Raw genomic sequence first — 16,528 nt, forward strand, 5'->3', positions numbered from 1 at the left:
TTTCGTGCCACTTCATGTTCTGGCGCGCCACCCGCTTGGCGCTCTCTTTGTCGGTGCCGGAGAGCTGGGTTTGCGCCAGCAGTACCTGATACCAGTCATCGACGTCGGTGCCGATTACCACCTGAAACTGTCCGGCGTTGGTAAAGCAGCCTTTGACCATTGGCAGCGTTTCGATCTCTTTTGGCCGGGCTTTTGCCGGATCGTTCAGTACAAAGCGTAGCCTTGTAATACAGTGAGTTACGGTGGCGATATTGCTCTTTCCGCCGACCATCTCAATCAATTTATCGATATCCTGGGTGTTACTCTTAATCGCCATGTTTGCCTTCCGCAACGGGTAGAGGGGTCGTTGTTCATTGTTCTCCAGAAACGGGGGATTCCTGTCTCAGGGCGAGTGAGAACATAGCTGCTTAAAAAAACAACCGATAGCTGGAACGTTCCAAAAGTTGAAAACGATCACAAATATGTTCAGAAAACCTTAAGAAAGATGCCCAAAACGGCCCTGCGCGATGATGGTAGAATATCTGTTACAGCACTTTGAAGGCGTGACGCGATGAATGAGAAAAAGTTGACCCTGAATGATATTGCCAGACTGAGTGGCGTCGGAAAGTCCACTGTCTCGCTGGTCATTAACAACAGCGATAAGGTCAAAGCCTCAACGCGCCAGCATGTTGAAGCCATTATCGACCAGTATGGCTACACGCCGTCAAAATCGGCACAGGCATTGCGCTCACAGCGCGAAAAAATCATTGGCGTGATCGTTACGCGTCTGGATTCGGTGTCGGAAAATCAGGTCGTCCGCGCGATTCTTCCCGATATTTACGCACAAAAATATGACGCTATTTTGATGGAGAGCCTGCTGGATCCGCAGTTGCTTGAAGACCACCTGCATGTGCTGGAGCAGCGGAATGTTGAAGGGGTGATCCTGTTTGGCTTTTCAGAAATGAACAAGAAAAGCCTGAAGGTGTGGAAGGATAAAATGGTGATTATCGCCTCGGCGATTCCAGGTTTTGCCTCGGTAACCTACGACAATGCGGGCGCCGTCAACATCCTGATGGAAAAGATGAAAAATCAGGGCCACCAAAACGTGAGCTATATCGGCGTCACCAATAACGATCAGACCACCGGCAGCGCACGCTACCAGGCTTACCTGACGTGCTGTGAAAAATACGGCTATGCGCCCTCGGCAGCGCTGGGCGACCTCAGTTATCAAAGTGGTTATGACCTGGCAAAGCGCAGCCTGACAGCGGAGACCCGCGCCCTGATCTGCGCAACGGATACCATCGCTTTGGGGGCGATAAAATATATCAGAGAGCAGTCGTGGGATATCAAAGTCGGCAGTATTGGCTGCACGCCGCTGATGACCTTTCTTGAGCCTGGCATTACGTCGGTTGAGTTGGGTTATCAAAGTGCCGGGCTGAAATCGTCGCAGCTGCTGTTCGCCATGCTGCGTGGTGAAAGCGGTCCGCAGGGCGAGGTGATTCCGTTTCGACTGTCATAAAAACCCCGTAACGCTGCAGTCGTCATCGGCGGGCGATGAGGAGTGACTCTATTTATGGCTGGACCTTAATATTAAGGATAACTGATGTTTTGATGGTTTTATGCTCAACATCAGTACACTCAACGCGACTCTGCTGCCATATCGATCCCATCGACAGGCCATAAGCGCTTTTAATAACGGACGAGCCTATTTCGTCGATAGCAATCATGGATTAAATTTAGCCGCTGTATAAAGTGATATTGCCATTAATCGTGGCGGTTCATTGGGGAATATTGTCCTCATCATCACGCTTATTCAGCCGTGCTGTTCCTGCTGCCGGGTATCATACGAAAGCTGAGCCCGGCGCATCTCTTCGCCATGTTTTAGCGCCCATTCATACAACGCATCAAACGGATCGCGCAGCGTTTGTGCCAAAGCGGTCAGGCTGTATTCCACACTGACCGGCGACGTGGCCAATACCTTGCGATGCACCAGCCCATTGCGCTCAAGCCGCTTAAGCGCATCAGACAAGGCTTTATGCGTAATGCCATCCAGTCGGCGGCGAAGTTCATTAAAACGCACCGGCTCCGTACACAGCACGGTGAGGATCAAAATCGACCATTTATTGGTGATGTTCTCCAAAACGGGACGGGTTTTTCCTACTTCTCTCAGGTCATTACTGTCAATCTGACTCATGGCACTATACTCCTCGATACCTGGTATAAACAAAGTGCGTAATTGTTATTAAGTATAAAAATTATATCATCTGTTTTCCATCCCAACAGGAGTGAACAGATGAACAGATTAGAGAATAAAGTTGCCCTGATTCTGGGCGGCGCAAAAGGTATTGGTCTCGCTATCAGCCAGCGATTCGCCCGCGAAGGGGCAACCACCTGGTTTACCTCACGCCGGGACGAGGAGTTAGCCGCCGCGCGCCACACCATGGAGAATAGCGCCCGACCGCTACGGGCTGATGTCAGCCAGTTAAGCGAACTGACACGCATAGCTGAAGTGATAAAGGCAGAGTCCGGCCAGATCGATGTGCTGGTGATCAACGCTGGCATGGCAGAATACGCCACGATTGATGAGATAACGCCGGCACATTTTGATACGACCTTCGGCCTGAATGTACGCTCACCGCTTTTTGCTCTGCAGGCCGCACTTCCCCTGTTGAAAGCGGGATCGAGCGTCGTTTTGATTGGGTCAATTGCCGATGTAATTGGTACGCCAGGCTATGGCGTGTACGGCGCCAGTAAAGCGGCCCTGCGTTCTTTTGCCCGCACCTGGACACGTGAACTCTCCGCGCGCGGCATTCGCATCAATGTTGTCGCGCCCGGCCCTGTCGATACTGAGATGATGCAGGCCGCTTCCGATGAGATACGTAACGGCATTATCAGCACCATTCCCTTAGCCAGAATGGGCAGACCTGAAGAGGTTGCCAATGTGGCGCTGTTTTTAGCGAGTGATGAAAGCAGTTATATTGCCGGAGCAGAAATCTGCGTGGATGGTGGACTGACGCAAGTATGATCAACGACGAACCGGGCAACAACCCGGTTCTGTCCGACGCGCATTTAACCGTTCTGAATTACATAAACAGCGCGCGGTGCAGGCCAACGAGATAGTCTGCATCGGGATTGGTTTTACTGTCCCCCATCCGCTCCTGAATAGCCGCCACCGCAATATCCCGTCTGGCGGGCAAACGCGATAGCTCAGCGGAAGCCAGTGCTGCTCCCATTTCATCGCGGGTGAGATCGGTACAGTAACAGGGCGCGCCCGGTTGCTGGCGCCAGGATTCCGCCAGCGATACGGCATCGTAAGGGTCAAAACCGCTATCATTCACCCGTTGCATGATCGCTTGTCGGTGGTCGGCAAGATCGCCTGCAACCGGGATGGCGAGACGACTCGACGAACCTGGTGGCAATGCTTTTTTCACCAGCGAGTCCTGGCCGATCGCATTCCACGCTTTAACGATGGGACATCCAGGGGTCTCTGCCACCCACAGGCTTTCCACCTGCCCATCGACAATCGCACCGAGGGTGCCATCCCGATGCGGATAGTAGTTCGACGTGTCGGCAATGATGACCTCTTCAGGCAGCTCACGGATAAGCGAAGCGAGAGAGGCGATCCTGGATAAGGGAACAGAAAGAATCACCCACTGTACATCCCGCAGCGCAGTAGCGGCATCGGTTGCGACTGCGCCGGTTTCAAGCACATCGGCCGCAATGGTTTCGGGCCCGCGGGAGTTGGCCACCTTTACGCTGTGGCCTGCGGATGCCAGCTGTCGTGCCAGCGTTTTGCCAATATGGCCCGTACCTAAAATCCCAATTCGCCTGCTTTCAGTGTGTTTCATCTGCGGCTCCTTGTGAATTCAGGCCGTGACCGCCCGGTTGCGCTCAACGATGGCGTCATGTGTAAGCGAGTCGCCTGCGGACATAAACGCGTTGATCAATGCATCCCGGTTTACTGGCGCGCGCGCTTTATCCGCGGCGTTAAGCGCTGCCCTGAGTGCGTCGCTGGTAAGCTCAGTGCAGTAGGCTGGCGTGCCGGGCTGCTGACGCCATGATTCCTCAAGCGTTCCGCCATCAACGGCGTCAAAACCGGTTTGGCTCACCAGCTCCATCACCACGGATTTGGCGGCGGCGTCATTGCCAGCAACAGGAATCGCGATGCGCGTTGCAGAACCCGCCGCAGCGCCTTTTTCCTGTAGGGTTTTTGCCAGAACCGCATTCCACGCCTTCACTACCGGACGTTGAAGCCTTTCGCTGGCATAAACGCTTTCTGCTTTGCCCTGATTGAGGGCCTCAATATCCCCGTCGCGAAATGGATAGTAATTCGAGGTATCAATCACAATCACGTTTTCGCCAACGCCGCTCAACAAAGGCGCCAGTTCGGCATGCTTATCAAACGGTATAGAGAGAATGATCACATCCACATCACGCACCGCCTCCTGACGTTCAACCGCCTTTGCGCCGATACGGGTTGCCAGTTCAGCAATGGTCTCCGGCTCTCTGGAGTTCGCCAGCTTGATGGTATGCCCATGGGCAGCAAGTTTTTGTGCCAGCGTCGAGCCAATATTTCCGGCGCCAATGATGCCTATTTTCATAAAACCTCTTTTTTTTCAGGAGATAACGATGCGTTATCTGCAGGATGAGCAAAATCGTTCAGGGTATCGCGCAGTGCTTCCAGCTTTGCATCCGACAGCTGACAGGCTGATTTAATGTTGTCGGTGATGCTCCATAGCGTGCTTTGCAAGGCACGGCCCTCTTCAGTCAGAGTGATGAGAACGCGCCGTTCATCGCTACGATCGCGGGTGCGGCACACGCGCCCTGCTGCCTCCAGACGTTTAAGTACCGGCGTAATCGTGCCGGTATCCATGCCGAGCTTATTGCCAATATCTCCCACCGTGCGTGGCGTGTCGTTAAACAGCTCCAGCATCACCAGGTATTGTGGAAAGGTCAGCCCGAGCGGATCCAGTAACGGCTTGTGCAGTCGGTTCATGCGGCTTGCCGCGCCATAAAGCGCAAATGAGAGTTGGGTGCCGATTTCCTGGCGTGTCTGCATTTTTGTACTCAATGATTTATCTCGTTGTTGATTATCTAGCGCAACAGATAAAAGAGTAGATGAGCCTGCGGTTCAGATAAAGGGATCAAATGGGGTATTTTGTGCGATTGGCGTTAAAAGCCGTTTCAGCCACCGCACAGCGCGGCATTGCTGAGCGACCGCAGGCCAGCATTCAGGCTGGTAAGCGGCATAGGATCTGGAACAGAACTGTTCAGTGGGATACAGGCGTCATATTCAGAGCGCCTGCCATGAGGAGGTTAAAAAGCCTCATTCATTCGCTGAAAAGAGGCCTTGTGCTATTCGCCCGATAAAGTCTGATTCACTCACATCTCAAGATAAGCATAACCGCTGTTTTGTAAGGTGGTTATGGTGGTCAGCGCGGAAGGCGTATGGATAATCGACTCTGCCACCCAATCCTTTTTGTAATGATGCCAGGCGATAGCCTGATCGCAAATACTCACTTTTATACCCTGACTTTGCAGCGCCGAAATAAGCCTGAGGTTAGGATTGTCAGTGCCATATATCTTTTGATAATGCGCGTTATCCAGCATTGCAGGCGTGGCACCACCGTTGACTGCCACAACAAAACTGAGTTTGTCAGTGGGAACGCCAGCGGCGGCATAGAGATTCACTACCTGCGCGACTTTTTCCAGCGCCGGATTTGGCAGCGCAGGGTTATGTCCGCCCTGACCCACTCTGAAAACCACCTTATTGCTCAGATCCAAAGTGGGCTGAAAAGCCGCATTGCGATCGTAATGGATGTCGCCATAGCCCTTTACCGCCGGGGTTGTCCAGAAGCCCGCAGGCTGCTGTTTTGCGATGTCAGCAGAGCGATCGGTTGGGGTTTTAGAAAAAGTATCATGATTAGCCAGCGCAGCACCCACCACGCCACCGCTTATAGCAATCAGTAATCCAGAGATAACAGCACGCATGTTTCCCCTTGAGCCGGGCGGCTTAAGCCGAAGCGCCCTGCTTATAGTGGTGAAAAAGAGATCGAAGAAAGCATTATGACATCTGCTCACCATCCGTAAATTCACTTTATTCCTGGTCACCGTGCTACGTCGTGTTTAGAGATTATTCCTGGGCAGCGGAATCACATCCCGCCTGAACGAAGTCAGCGACTCCTGCTCCCTGCTTTACTCATATACAAGGGCATTTGCTCTCACCGCGGATGCGGCATTCGCAGACAAAGAGGCGCTGCCCGCTATCAATGCGCAACGGACAGGCATTCATATTGATCAGGAAGCGCTATTTTTGACTCGCCTGATTTTTGCCTTTTCTTTTTGCGTCCAGCAGCGCGCTCTCCGCCTGATGAATAAGCATGGCGGCATCGATGTCACTGTTTGCAGCGTTGCACGTGCTACAGCCTGCGCTGATGGTCACGGTGTGGCCGGGTGCCTCGCTGACATCAGGCAGATGGCAGTGACGCACTGCCGACACGGCACGCATCGCTAATTCAAAAGCATAATTAGAAGAGGTATTCGGCAGCACAAAAGCAAACTGGTCACCCCCATAATGCGCCACCAGATCGGTGGTGGATAACGGCATATCGCGCAGCGCTTTGCCCACTTGCCGCAGGCATTTATTTCCCGCCTCATGCCCGAGGGTGTCATTGTAATGTCGGAAAGCGTCAATGTCGGCAATCACCACTGATACTGGTCTGCCGCTGCTGCGCGATCGCCGCAGCGCCTCTTCAAGAAAGATATCGAACTGTTTGCGGCTTGCCAGTCCGGTCATTTCATCCAGCAGCGCCAGCGCATGCAAAGTCTGGTTCACGCTGGACAGCTCACCCTGCATGCGTGAAATTTCATGCTGATTGTTTTTTTGTACCCGCGCCTGGCGCAGAATGGCTACGCCCATGCCCAGCACGGTGGCCAGAAGCGCGGTATTCAACGCAAGGCTCAACAGATGATCGGTCAGCCATTTTTGCCACAGCGTTGCCTTGTCGTAGCCCGCGGTGACCACCAGCGGAAAGCGATGCAGACGCGCATAGCCGTAGATTCTTTCAATGCCATCCAGAGGCGAATGCCAGCTCCGACTGCCGCTGTCTGCATCCTTTAAAGCGCTCCTGAAAAGCGGACTTTGTGCCAGGCTTTGATTGATAACAGAATTAGGAAAGGGTCGCGCATACAGCACGGTGCTGTCAGCCAGAATTAATGCCAGAGCATCCCTTTCGGCCAGCTCAAAAAAGTTATAAAACTTGCGAAAGTAATCCACGTGTACCGTGGCCAGCACCACGCCCGCAAAATTACCCGTTCGGTCATGACGGCGAAGAGAAACCGGTATAACTAAATCCTCGGAAGAGCGGCTGCGAATAACGTGACCAATGCGAATATCCTGGTCATCATTATCACGGTGATAAATGAAATACTCCCGATCGGCATTATTGGCGTTTACCGGTATCTTTTCACTTGAGGCAGCAAGCCACCGCCCTTTTTCGTCGTAAATAAAAATGCCGTTTAACTGCAACAGCCTTTTTTGTCTTTCGCGAAGAAAATCCCGCATTTCTGGCGTACTGATATTCCCATCGCGGGATCGCTCAATTTCACGCATGACGTCTTTGAGCGTAAATTCAACCTGCATAAAGGTATCTTCCGCCTGTCTCGACAGCGAAACAGAAAGGTTCATCGCTTCGTCTCCCGCTTCGACCAGACGTTTATCCCAGGAGACTTTCAGGGTCCATATATTTACCGCCAGTACCGCTATTAACAGGGCAAACAGCACGCCATTACCGCGGCGTCCCAGCGCCGTATGCAAAGAGAGAAATTTTGTCAGAACGTTTTTTTTCATATGTCATCCCCGAATACTTTATTTTTAAAATAATGCCGTTTGAAGCGCCCCTTGCGGAACGGTCATGCACGGTTAAGCGGATCTGAAACAGATCAGGGCAATACCGGAAATGCAGGAGTTATTCTGCACAACAGATATAACGCGCCGTTTTCGGAGGTGGATAAAATAAATTTCCTGAAGGATCAGGAGTGCATCGTTATTATAATCAGTGCAGCAGCCGGTATTACGGCTACGCCTGTTATTGTCAGAAAAAATGCCTCGATCATGTGGGTAAAAGCGAGCCGAGACCACATTACATGGCGCAATGTCATGACTATTCGCCCCATCACGCTGCGCCCCACTTTTCAGGAAGGCAGCAAAATTTGCCCGGGATCTGCACGCCACGAGTAAGCTTTATTTAAGTTTACTTAAATTTTAAATGTTCTGCAATCAAGATGTGAGCATAAATCGGATGATTAAATGTGACGTGAATCAAAGAGATGGGATATAAAGCGGAGGATGTCGCCAGGCGTGTAGTTGGGATGCCAGCCACGGCATCAGTCTACTCTCTGCTTCTGTTGCAAAGCTGCCAGTTTGCGCTTCCGTCGGACGCGTGCCATTAACCGGTGCGGCTTACGCTGTTAAATGGCATGGGGCATTAGGGTTGACGGGCAGCGCATTAACCGCGATCTCGCAGCTTCCAGCTCAGCCAGCTATTGAGTGCTTCCCCGGCGAGCGGTTTTGAATAAAAGTAGCCCTGCGCCAAATCACAGCCATAATCGAGCAGCACCGTTGCGTCTTCCTCATTTTCCACGCCTTCCGCCAGCACCACATAATCCAGTTCTTTCAGCATGGTGATAATGCTGCGCACGATGACTCGCGAGGCGGTATCAACGGAGAGATCGCTGATCAGGGAACGATCAAGCTTAATAACATCCAGCGGCATGCGTCGCAGATAGCTGACATTGCTGTAACCGGTGCCGAAATCATCAAGTGAAATACCAAAGCCTTTGAGTTTGAGCATTTCCAGCCCCTGCAGCGCCGCGGAGCTTTCAATAATGCGTTCCGTCTCAAGACATTCAATACCGAGTAGCGCGGTCGAGAGTCCAGCTTTTGTCATCCGGCTCTCAAGCCGCTCGGCAAACCCTTTTTGCGAGAAATCACGCACGCTGACATTGATAGTGATCGGCAGTTGAATAACGCTATTTCCTAGCGCAGTCAGGCGAAGAATAACGCTGTTGATCACCCAGGCGGTGACTTCACCCAGCAGCTCGGTCTGTTCTGCCAGCGGAATAAAGGCCGCCGGTGATAGCTCGCCGTGGGTGGGATGTCGCCAGCGGATTAGCGCTTCCAGACCAACAGGCATACCATCTTGCAGACGCACCTTGGGCTGATAAACCAAATACAGGCCGATATTTTCGCGCAGCGCGGCGGTCAAATCATTCATCAGGCGGAAATCACGGGTGCGCTGCGTGTCGGAGACTTCGCTAAATGGCAAAGAAGGCACGCCTAGCCCGATAGCTTCATGCAGCGCACTCACCGCACGCCGCAGCACTTCCTGAGCGGCTACCTCACTGGCGATAAATTCTGCCTCGCCGCTGTGGGTGGTTAGTGCTACCGACAAACCCTCTTCCAGATCGGCGCTGATACCGGCAAGCCGGCTGACAACCCAACTGGCATTCAGCGGCCCGTCAGCGCGGGTCAGCAGCGCAAAGCGCCCGGTAGCCACGGTGTAGAGCATATCACCCGGTGTCAACCGCAGGCGCAGCGGAATAAGCGTGGCCATGTCACGGAGAAGGCTTTCTACGGGCCCCATTCCCATTGAGCGGGCGAGTTCGTAAGCCCGCGGCATATCAATGCAGTCGATAAGCACCAGCCTGCGTCGCGTGGTATCACCCGCCTCGGCCAGATATTGCAGATCGCGAATAAGGCGCTGGCGATTGGGCAATTCCGTAACCGGATCGATAAAGCCAGCGGAGTGCCAGGCTTCCAGAAATGACATCACCAGCGTGGAAAGCAACTGAAGCGTATTCAACTGCGCGGCGCTAAAAGCCTGCGGGCTGGTATCAGTCACGCAGAGCGTGCCCAACCGGACGCCTTCACGATTTTTCAGCGCTACCCCAGCATAAAAACGAATGTAAGGTGCGCCGGTAATCAGAGGATGCTCAGCAAAGCGGGGATCAAGATGCGTATCGGGAACAATGACCACGCCGTTGCCATCCACTACGTGCCGACACAGTGAATCCTGGCGTGATGACCGCTTGAGACTAAAATTATGTGCGGCCCTGATATATTGCATCTCATCATCCAGAACAGAGATAAAACTACCAGGAATGGCCAGGCTCTGGCTCGCCAGTCGGACAAATTTTCGCAGCACTTCATCCCTGATTTCATCAGCGGAGCGCAGCGCCTGCAGGGCATGTTCACGGCGTTCTTCATCCGTATTAATATTATTGAGCATGTGTGTCTCCCGACCCGTGCGTTGGCCGGGGCGAAATAAATAGGAAATAACCGGTGAAAACCGTTCAGAAAGGAATGTATCAGCTGTTATGTTTTTAATGATTGTATGCCTGGTTAAGGCGGGTGTCTTCGCTTTTCTTTGCTGACGCGAATTTATTTTATTTGCGGATGATTACCGATGAGCCGTCGTTATTATCTGAGATTTTAATTTCGTTTCATCGCGTATTCCTGAAGCAGAAAAATGAGGCCATCAAGAAATTAACTGCTTTATTATCAATGTCTTAAATAAATCATTCAATTTGGCATTTTATTTAGCTATCGTTATGATGACCTGCGTGCGACATGCGGTCGCGATTGAAGGTTGTTGCCTCGCTGCCGCAGCTCTCTTGCTAAATTATCAATGTCTTACCTCAGCATCAAAAGTGCTCGTCAGCGCAGGCCACCGACAACCGCTTTCAGACAGCGTCGATAATATCCAGTTGTAGTCCCTGAGCGGCCAGAATCTCTCTGTCGGCGTCAGAAATATCGCTGTCGGTGATCACATGGCTAAACGGATATTCCGGTGCCAGCGGATACGGATGGATTTGTCCAAATTTTGATGAGTCGGTCAGCGCGACAGTATGGGTTTGTTTCGCCATCAGCGCGTTAACGACATCGCAGCGCAACATATTACGACCGGTGAACCCGGTAAGTGCATTCCAGCCATCAATACCAATAAATACTTTATGAAAGTTCAGGTTTTGAATGCACAGCCGGGTTAGCGGCCCAACCACTGACTCGCTGCTTTTCTGATAGAGGCCGCCAAGAATAATGACATCGCCGCCGGTGTCTCTGAGCAGCGTAGCGATATAGTGACTGACGGTGACGATAGTAATATCCTGCCTTTCACTTAGCTCCCTCGCCAGCAACGCATTGGTGCTGCCGCCCTCAATAAACACCACCTCACCAGCATTGACCAGTGATGCCGCGTGTTCGGCGAGCCGCTTCTTGGTGGCATAGCGGGTGCGCATGCGCGCGCCAACATCATCGCTTTCAGGCGCAACCGCTGCGCCGTGGACGCGGCGCAGAAAGCCACCTTTTTCCAGCACGTTTAAATCCTGCCGTATCGTTACTTCCGATACGCCCGCCACCTGAGAAAGTTCGCTGACGCTGATGCTGCCACGCTCACTGACCAGCTGAATAATATGTTGATGCCGTATGTTCATGGTCTCTGCCGGTGATCCTTTTCGCCCAGCTTAACAGAAAGATAAGCAACCCCCCATCGATGCCCCAGGCCCGCCAGAAGCGGGCCATAAGCGCTTATTCTATTCCCAGGCTGCGACGCCCATTGGCGTTGAGCATGTCAGGCGTAAAGCGGTTTTTCCAGTTCAGCTCATAATCTTCCCGCGGAAAATCATCGGGCGATGCCCCTGCTGCCAGCGCGCGCGCCACGTTTGCCGCACAGGCTACATTTTTGTCGCACCAGGGCGCGGCCGGGATATACATAACATTTCCCCATCCCTGCTGATTTTCGACCGGAGCCACGGCATGGATAACGTCGCAGTGCCACCAAACCGAGTCCCCCGCCTGCAGTTCAGGAATAGAACATAGCCCCTGAATCAATTCAGGATGCCATTTTTCCGATACCGGCAGCACTTTGCCAGGCGATACGCCACACAGTTCATCTTCGGGCACATCCTTTAACAGCGGACGCAGCAGCATATAGGCCATCGCTTCCGGCACCGGCACCACATGCAGTAGCCCTTGCCCCAGCTGCATGTCGGACAGCGCCGTCCACCCCTGAAAGGTACGGAAAGCCGAGCATTTTGTGGTAGTACCCGCTTCATACTCGTTCACCCTGGTGCGCCACGCGGCATCCCAGGGATCGTATTGATCAAAACGATTAGCAAAGATATGACGAAAAACATTCTGGTAAGCCGGAAGCATCCAGCGCTCAAGCGCACCGGAATCGGTGTGCGCGCCCAATCCTGATGACGTGGTACCCGGCAACCGACGACGAATGCGATCGGGATAGAGGATACTGACGTCTGGCTCAAACCAGCGTTCGCCCTCGGATTCAAACTTCCACAGGCGGTTGAGGAAGGTTTGAGTCTGTGCCATGGCATCACTCTGCCGGGCGGCCATCTGTGCAGGCGACCAATAGACTGGATAGATCTCCGGGCGCGACGCCTCAAGGTTGCCAAAGAAATTGTCGCCCGGCCCCTTATAGACGCGATCAAAATCATTCTCATCCAGATAGTCGAGCAGCGACCTGTCCCATTCCAGCGCCTGCTCGCGGTTGAATGTTTGCCTGACCACCACACAGCCGCGGCGGCGAATATGCGCTCTGACTTCCTCTGAAATTTGCCCGCTAGCGATCTCATGCTGGCTGACCTCCGGCCAGGCCGAACCGTGCAGCTGCTCTTCGGCACGCGCCGCATTAATTTCACTGACTATTTTCGTTTTTACCTGCTCAAACAGCCCTTCAACGTCGCCGATCTGTTCTCTTAACGCCTTTTTTACCAGGCGTATGGCCTGTTTAACGTCTTCCGGTTGCTCGATTGAGGTGAATCCTGTGTTCATGACGTTCTCCGCTAAAATGAATGCAACTTTCATTTGAAGTTTTCATGCTTTCATTCATAACTATTGACGGATTTATCATAATGCTGAAATTGCGTAAATTCGAGCAGGATCACAATAAAACAGCTCGCCAAGTGGGCTGACCTTCAGCATCGCGTGGCGACATGCAAAGAATGCACTGCGCGATATTTTCATAAAGCCCGCTTTGATCAGGACGGCGGAAAAACGCTTAAGGTTATCAACACGGTGCTAACTGCTTGATTAAGCGGTGAGATAGAGCACTAAGAATCGGATTCATACCCAACTGCACACAGGCTATCCCCATTTTCTGTGGATAAGTTTTGTCTGGATTTCAGCCATGAGGAAAACTAAGCCGCAATTATTGCAGAGGCGCGGCACCAAAACAGCGCTCCATGAGTGACAACGGCATTCAAATTATTAACTGAACAAGGTAGTAAGTGTTGAAGTGAGGTTGAGGCATCATCACTTTTGCCGCTGCGGCAGAGAGAAATGTGCTGTGTTTATTTGAAACGTCTAACCGATGGCAAAACTTGCTGTTAATTACTGTAAACTGAATGACATTACGCCTGGCTCAATGATTCAGTGTTTCGATGGCGACCAGAATTTACCTGGCGCTATTACCGCAATACCTCTTTTTTGTTAGTTGTGCATGACAACGCTACAGAACTTTCAAGATACGTATTCGCGTTTTTTGTGTTTATCAGGCATGTTAATTTTTGAAAGAAAAATTGAGGCCAGATGGAAGTTTAATATAAAAAAAGCCATTTTTATGTGCGTGATAAATGGCAAGATGGAATTATTTAATCTATGAATTATATTTATGTTGAAATATCACAACAACTCTTCGTCCAGCCTGGAAAAATGCGCGACCATAAAGTCAACGAATACACGCACCTTCGGTGATAAATGACGATTTTGTGGATACATCACCACTACTGGTTTTTGTGGCGTCATGAAATCATCAAGAACCCTTTCCAGCCTGCCCTCTTTAACTTCTTTTTCAATTATATAATCTTGACAATAAATTAGACCGGAATGGCTAATTGCAGCATTTACCATAGCTTCACCATCGTCTAGCGACAGAGTGCCGGCAGGAATATGCACATCTTTTTGACCATTACGTATAAAAACCCATTCTGCAATTTTTCTTGTATGGGGAGAAATAAACGACACACAATTATGATGGCTTAGATCTTCAGGTTTTTCAGGACGGGAGTATTGCTGTAAATAAAGAGGCGAGGCGGCTACCACAAAACGTGTTACCCCTAAAGAACGTGCAATCATACGAGTATCCGGCAAATCCCCAATACGCACGACGACATCGAACCCCTCTTCCACCACATCTACAAAACGATCTGTTACGCTGGCATCCACCTTAACGAGCGGATACTGGCGCATAAAAGCGGAAACGGCTGGTATAACTCTGGAACGGCCAAAAGCTACAGGTATGCTCACGTGCAACGGGCCTTTCGGCACGTTCTGTGCCTGAGACATCGCGAGCTTAGCATCCTCCAGATCAATCAAGATTTGCTTACATCGTCGGTATAGCGCGACCCCATCAGCTGTCAGGCTCAGGCTGCGCGTTGAGCGATTAAATAACCTAACGTGCAATTCATTTTCCAGGCGAGACACTGCTTTACTCACCCCTGAAGCACTAATTCCCAACTCTGTAGCCGCCACGGTGAAGCTACCAGCCTCCGCTGCAGATACGAAAGCAGCTATTGCTCCAAGATCCATAATGCCCTCATAGATGCCCTCTTAACGGAATTTCAGTCATCAAAGTAATGATCACAGGCTTATATATCAACTTCAGTTTGTTATTTAGAGTGTACTCCCTAACCCATCCTTGAGAAAAACTCATGATTTGTTTGAATAAAAAGGCACTCGCTGGCCTTACGATAACCCTCAGCATGACAATAAGCTCAGCGAATTTACAGGCGCAGGAATTTATCGGATATGTCAAAAATATCCTTAATCCTGAAGATATGGTTGTCATTCCAAATACTACCTGGGTTGTCACTTCAACGGACAAAACACCGGGAAAAGAGAAGCCGGGCTATTTATATCTTATTGATTCAACTACTGGCCTTGCTCAACTGGCGAAAGCTAAGGTCGCACCTGTTTCTTCTGCTGGCGATCCAGGATGTAAACCTCCTGAGTTGAATGACCTGGCTATGAGTGGCCTTGCAATACGCAACACTGCTGACGGAAGTTATCAACTGATGGCGGTCAATCGCGGTGGACGAATGTCGATTGAATTCTTCAAAATTAATCTTGCAAGTGCTAAACCTGCTTTAACATGGAGCGGATGTTTGCTCATGCCTGATAAAGCTTTTCCAAATGCTGTTGTTCCGCTTAATGACGGTGGGCTGGCAATAACAATTTCCTTTGAAACTGATAACAAAAATCTCATGCAGCATCTGGAAAATAAGGTCAGTACCGGTTACCTGTTAGAGTGGCACAAGCATAATGGTTTTAAGAGGGTTGCAGGCAGTGAACTTCCGCTTGATAACGGCCTTAAAATAAGTCCTGATGGTAAATTTTACTATATCGCCAGCTGGGGAAGCGAGAGCATAGTGCGGCTACCTACATCTTCAGGCAATGGTAAGCCCCTTAATGTAAACATTGGCATGAAGCCAGATAATTTGAGCTGGAGTAGCAATGGAAAGCTGATCGTTGCAGGCCAGCTTCAGTCAGCTACCAAGATTTTCAATTGTGTTGCTTCTGATAATGATATTTGCCCCATCCCTTTTAAAATTATTGAAGTAGCTCCTGATACGCTTGCGCCCATCCGGGTTCTGGTTGATGGCGAAAAGATGGAGAATTACGCAGCTGCAACAACCGGGCTTGAAGTCGGTAATGAGCTATGGGTGAGCGCTTTCCGCAATACTAAAATTGCCCGTTATCGCCTGGAAAAATAATCTTTTGATAGCAAACCAGCGTGAAATCAGTGTTGATGCTGACGAATACTACAACAGATGAGCTGAGGCAGTGAGTTAACTGATGCGCACCCGTCTTGTTCATCATACAGAGCTGGCAGAAGGCCAAAATGCTTTCCGAACTCCTTACCGTCATCAGTACATTTAATTAACAGAGCTTACTCAAACTCTAACACTGCAAAAATATCCTGCATGTTAGTTTTCCAGCCGGGCGGGTGAGATCTACTCGCCCTTTTATCTGCCCACTCGTTCTCTGCAATTGATATAAATCGCTATTGCCATATTCCGACAACATATATCTGTTTTTAGCATTTGTGATTGCTGCAACTATTCACTGAGAATGCATTCAGGACATATCGAGGATGAGAAGCCCCCTACAGGCCAGCATTTGTCTGGTCTTTAGCGGTTAATAACAGATCGTTACCTCAATGCTTTTTCTCACCGGGAAACATTTTATTGTTCACGAGAAAGGTCCAGTGAAATTCGCAACAGAAATGACCCTTTTCGCACTTGCTCTGAGTGCGCACACCACGTTTGCCGCCGAACAGTCTGTTCCGACTGACAGCTCACTACATGTAAAAGCAGATCCTGGGCTGAAAAGTGCAATGATTATTTATTGCAAATTCAACAACCTGCACAAATGGCATCTAAAAATATAAGTGAATGATTATTGCATAGCGCGATTGGCATAAAAAATCATACTCCTCTCTGCACAGGCTATCCCCACTTTCTGTGGATCACG

15 protein-coding genes are annotated in these 16,528 nt (G+C 50.7%); 4 read left to right on the forward strand and 11 right to left on the reverse strand.

Translation table 11 applies throughout. The features are described 5' to 3' along the window. Nucleotides 1–316: glucose PTS transporter subunit EIIB (locus ACJY2L_RS05405; RefSeq protein ID WP_439351287.1), on the reverse strand; the 316-nt coding region annotated here is incomplete at its 3' end. 234 nt (nucleotides 317–550) lie between these two features. Between ACJY2L_RS05405 and treR the strand changes: the two genes are divergently transcribed. Beyond that, nucleotides 551–1,498, forward strand: a complete 948-nt coding sequence (gene treR / locus ACJY2L_RS05410; RefSeq protein ID WP_067435703.1) for a trehalose operon repressor TreR — start codon at nucleotides 551–553, stop codon at nucleotides 1,496–1,498. A gap of 294 nt (nucleotides 1,499–1,792) precedes the next feature. Here the strand turns inward: treR and ACJY2L_RS05415 are convergent, their stop codons facing one another. Continuing rightward, nucleotides 1,793–2,173 carry a winged helix-turn-helix transcriptional regulator gene (locus ACJY2L_RS05415; protein WP_439213114.1) on the reverse strand — a complete coding sequence of 127 codons (381 nt, stop codon included), beginning with the start codon at nucleotides 2,171–2,173 and terminating at the stop codon, nucleotides 1,793–1,795. 99 nt (nucleotides 2,174–2,272) lie between these two features. Here ACJY2L_RS05415 and ACJY2L_RS05420 point away from each other — a divergent pair, with 99 nt between their 5' ends. Then, the gene (locus tag ACJY2L_RS05420; protein WP_439213115.1) at nucleotides 2,273–3,004 is read left to right on the forward strand and encodes an SDR family NAD(P)-dependent oxidoreductase; all 732 of its coding nucleotides are present in this window, start codon (nucleotides 2,273–2,275) and stop codon (nucleotides 3,002–3,004) included. Between the two features lie 58 nt (nucleotides 3,005–3,062). Here ACJY2L_RS05420 and ACJY2L_RS05425 read toward each other — a convergent pair whose 3' ends face one another. From ACJY2L_RS05425 to ACJY2L_RS05445, 5 genes are all read right to left on the reverse strand, one after another. Next, entirely contained in the window at nucleotides 3,063–3,827 is a 765-nt protein-coding gene (locus ACJY2L_RS05425; RefSeq protein ID WP_439213116.1) for an NADPH-dependent F420 reductase, read from the reverse strand. Nucleotides 3,828–3,845: 18 nt separating this feature from the next. Further along, nucleotides 3,846–4,580 carry an NADPH-dependent F420 reductase gene (locus ACJY2L_RS05430; RefSeq protein ID WP_439213117.1) on the reverse strand — a complete coding sequence of 245 codons (735 nt, stop codon included), beginning with the start codon at nucleotides 4,578–4,580 and terminating at the stop codon, nucleotides 3,846–3,848. Beyond that, the gene (locus ACJY2L_RS05435; RefSeq protein ID WP_225701986.1) at nucleotides 4,577–5,038 is read right to left on the reverse strand and encodes a MarR family winged helix-turn-helix transcriptional regulator; all 462 of its coding nucleotides are present in this window, start codon (nucleotides 5,036–5,038) and stop codon (nucleotides 4,577–4,579) included. The genes ACJY2L_RS05430 and ACJY2L_RS05435 overlap by 4 nt, the downstream gene beginning before the upstream one ends. 323 nt (nucleotides 5,039–5,361) lie before the next feature. Then, complete coding sequence (locus ACJY2L_RS05440; protein WP_439213118.1) at nucleotides 5,362–5,970, reverse strand: DsrE family protein; 609 nt, start codon at nucleotides 5,968–5,970, stop codon at nucleotides 5,362–5,364. Between the two features lie 316 nt (nucleotides 5,971–6,286). Continuing rightward, the gene (locus ACJY2L_RS05445; RefSeq protein WP_439213119.1) at nucleotides 6,287–7,828 is read right to left on the reverse strand and encodes a sensor domain-containing diguanylate cyclase; all 1,542 of its coding nucleotides are present in this window, start codon (nucleotides 7,826–7,828) and stop codon (nucleotides 6,287–6,289) included. Nucleotides 7,829–7,867: 39 nt separating this feature from the next. Between ACJY2L_RS05445 and ACJY2L_RS05450 the strand changes: the two genes are divergently transcribed. Then, nucleotides 7,868–8,218, forward strand: a complete 351-nt coding sequence (locus ACJY2L_RS05450; RefSeq protein WP_439213120.1) for a hypothetical protein — start codon at nucleotides 7,868–7,870, stop codon at nucleotides 8,216–8,218. Between the two features lie 268 nt (nucleotides 8,219–8,486). Here the strand turns inward: ACJY2L_RS05450 and ACJY2L_RS05455 are convergent, their stop codons facing one another. From ACJY2L_RS05455 to ACJY2L_RS05470, 4 genes are all read right to left on the reverse strand, one after another. Continuing rightward, complete coding sequence (locus tag ACJY2L_RS05455) at nucleotides 8,487–10,268, reverse strand: EAL domain-containing protein (protein ID WP_439213121.1); 1,782 nt, start codon at nucleotides 10,266–10,268, stop codon at nucleotides 8,487–8,489. A gap of 454 nt (nucleotides 10,269–10,722) precedes the next feature. Beyond that, nucleotides 10,723–11,472: a DeoR family transcriptional regulator gene (locus tag ACJY2L_RS05460; protein WP_439213122.1), complete on the reverse strand. Its 750-nt coding sequence runs from the start codon at nucleotides 11,470–11,472 to the stop codon at nucleotides 10,723–10,725. Between the two features lie 94 nt (nucleotides 11,473–11,566). Continuing rightward, on the reverse strand, nucleotides 11,567–12,829 hold the full coding sequence (locus tag ACJY2L_RS05465) for a YbiU family protein (RefSeq protein WP_439213123.1): 1,263 nt from the start codon (nucleotides 12,827–12,829) through the stop codon (nucleotides 11,567–11,569). A gap of 849 nt (nucleotides 12,830–13,678) precedes the next feature. Further along, nucleotides 13,679–14,584, reverse strand: a complete 906-nt coding sequence (locus ACJY2L_RS05470) for a LysR family transcriptional regulator (RefSeq protein WP_439213124.1) — start codon at nucleotides 14,582–14,584, stop codon at nucleotides 13,679–13,681. 122 nt (nucleotides 14,585–14,706) lie between these two features. On the opposite strand from ACJY2L_RS05470, the gene ACJY2L_RS05475 reads away from it, so the two are divergent. Next, nucleotides 14,707–15,768, forward strand: a complete 1,062-nt coding sequence (locus tag ACJY2L_RS05475) for a hypothetical protein (protein ID WP_439213125.1) — start codon at nucleotides 14,707–14,709, stop codon at nucleotides 15,766–15,768. Nucleotides 15,769–16,528: the final 760 nt, after the last annotated feature.

This window comes from Duffyella sp. Ts4, from assembly GCF_051851875.1.
Taxonomy (GTDB): domain Bacteria; phylum Pseudomonadota; class Gammaproteobacteria; order Enterobacterales; family Enterobacteriaceae; genus Duffyella; species Duffyella gerundensis.

Coding starts and splice junctions, on each gene's coding strand:
- treR (WP_067435703.1), top strand. CDS start 551: ATGAATGAGAAAAAGTTGACCCTGAATGATATTGCCAGACTGAGTGGC.
- ACJY2L_RS05415 (WP_439213114.1), bottom strand. CDS start 2,173: ATGAGTCAGATTGACAGTAATGACCTGAGAGAAGTAGGAAAAACCCGT.
- ACJY2L_RS05420 (WP_439213115.1), top strand. CDS start 2,273: ATGAACAGATTAGAGAATAAAGTTGCCCTGATTCTGGGCGGCGCAAAA.
- ACJY2L_RS05425 (WP_439213116.1), bottom strand. CDS start 3,827: ATGAAACACACTGAAAGCAGGCGAATTGGGATTTTAGGTACGGGCCAT.
- ACJY2L_RS05430 (WP_439213117.1), bottom strand. CDS start 4,580: ATGAAAATAGGCATCATTGGCGCCGGAAATATTGGCTCGACGCTGGCA.
- ACJY2L_RS05435 (WP_225701986.1), bottom strand. CDS start 5,038: ATGCAGACACGCCAGGAAATCGGCACCCAACTCTCATTTGCGCTTTAT.
- ACJY2L_RS05440 (WP_439213118.1), bottom strand. CDS start 5,970: ATGCGTGCTGTTATCTCTGGATTACTGATTGCTATAAGCGGTGGCGTG.
- ACJY2L_RS05445 (WP_439213119.1), bottom strand. CDS start 7,828: ATGAAAAAAAACGTTCTGACAAAATTTCTCTCTTTGCATACGGCGCTG.
- ACJY2L_RS05455 (WP_439213121.1), bottom strand. CDS start 10,268: ATGCTCAATAATATTAATACGGATGAAGAACGCCGTGAACATGCCCTG.
- ACJY2L_RS05460 (WP_439213122.1), bottom strand. CDS start 11,472: ATGAACATACGGCATCAACATATTATTCAGCTGGTCAGTGAGCGTGGC.
- ACJY2L_RS05465 (WP_439213123.1), bottom strand. CDS start 12,829: ATGAACACAGGATTCACCTCAATCGAGCAACCGGAAGACGTTAAACAG.
- ACJY2L_RS05470 (WP_439213124.1), bottom strand. CDS start 14,584: ATGGATCTTGGAGCAATAGCTGCTTTCGTATCTGCAGCGGAGGCTGGT.
- ACJY2L_RS05475 (WP_439213125.1), top strand. CDS start 14,707: ATGATTTGTTTGAATAAAAAGGCACTCGCTGGCCTTACGATAACCCTC.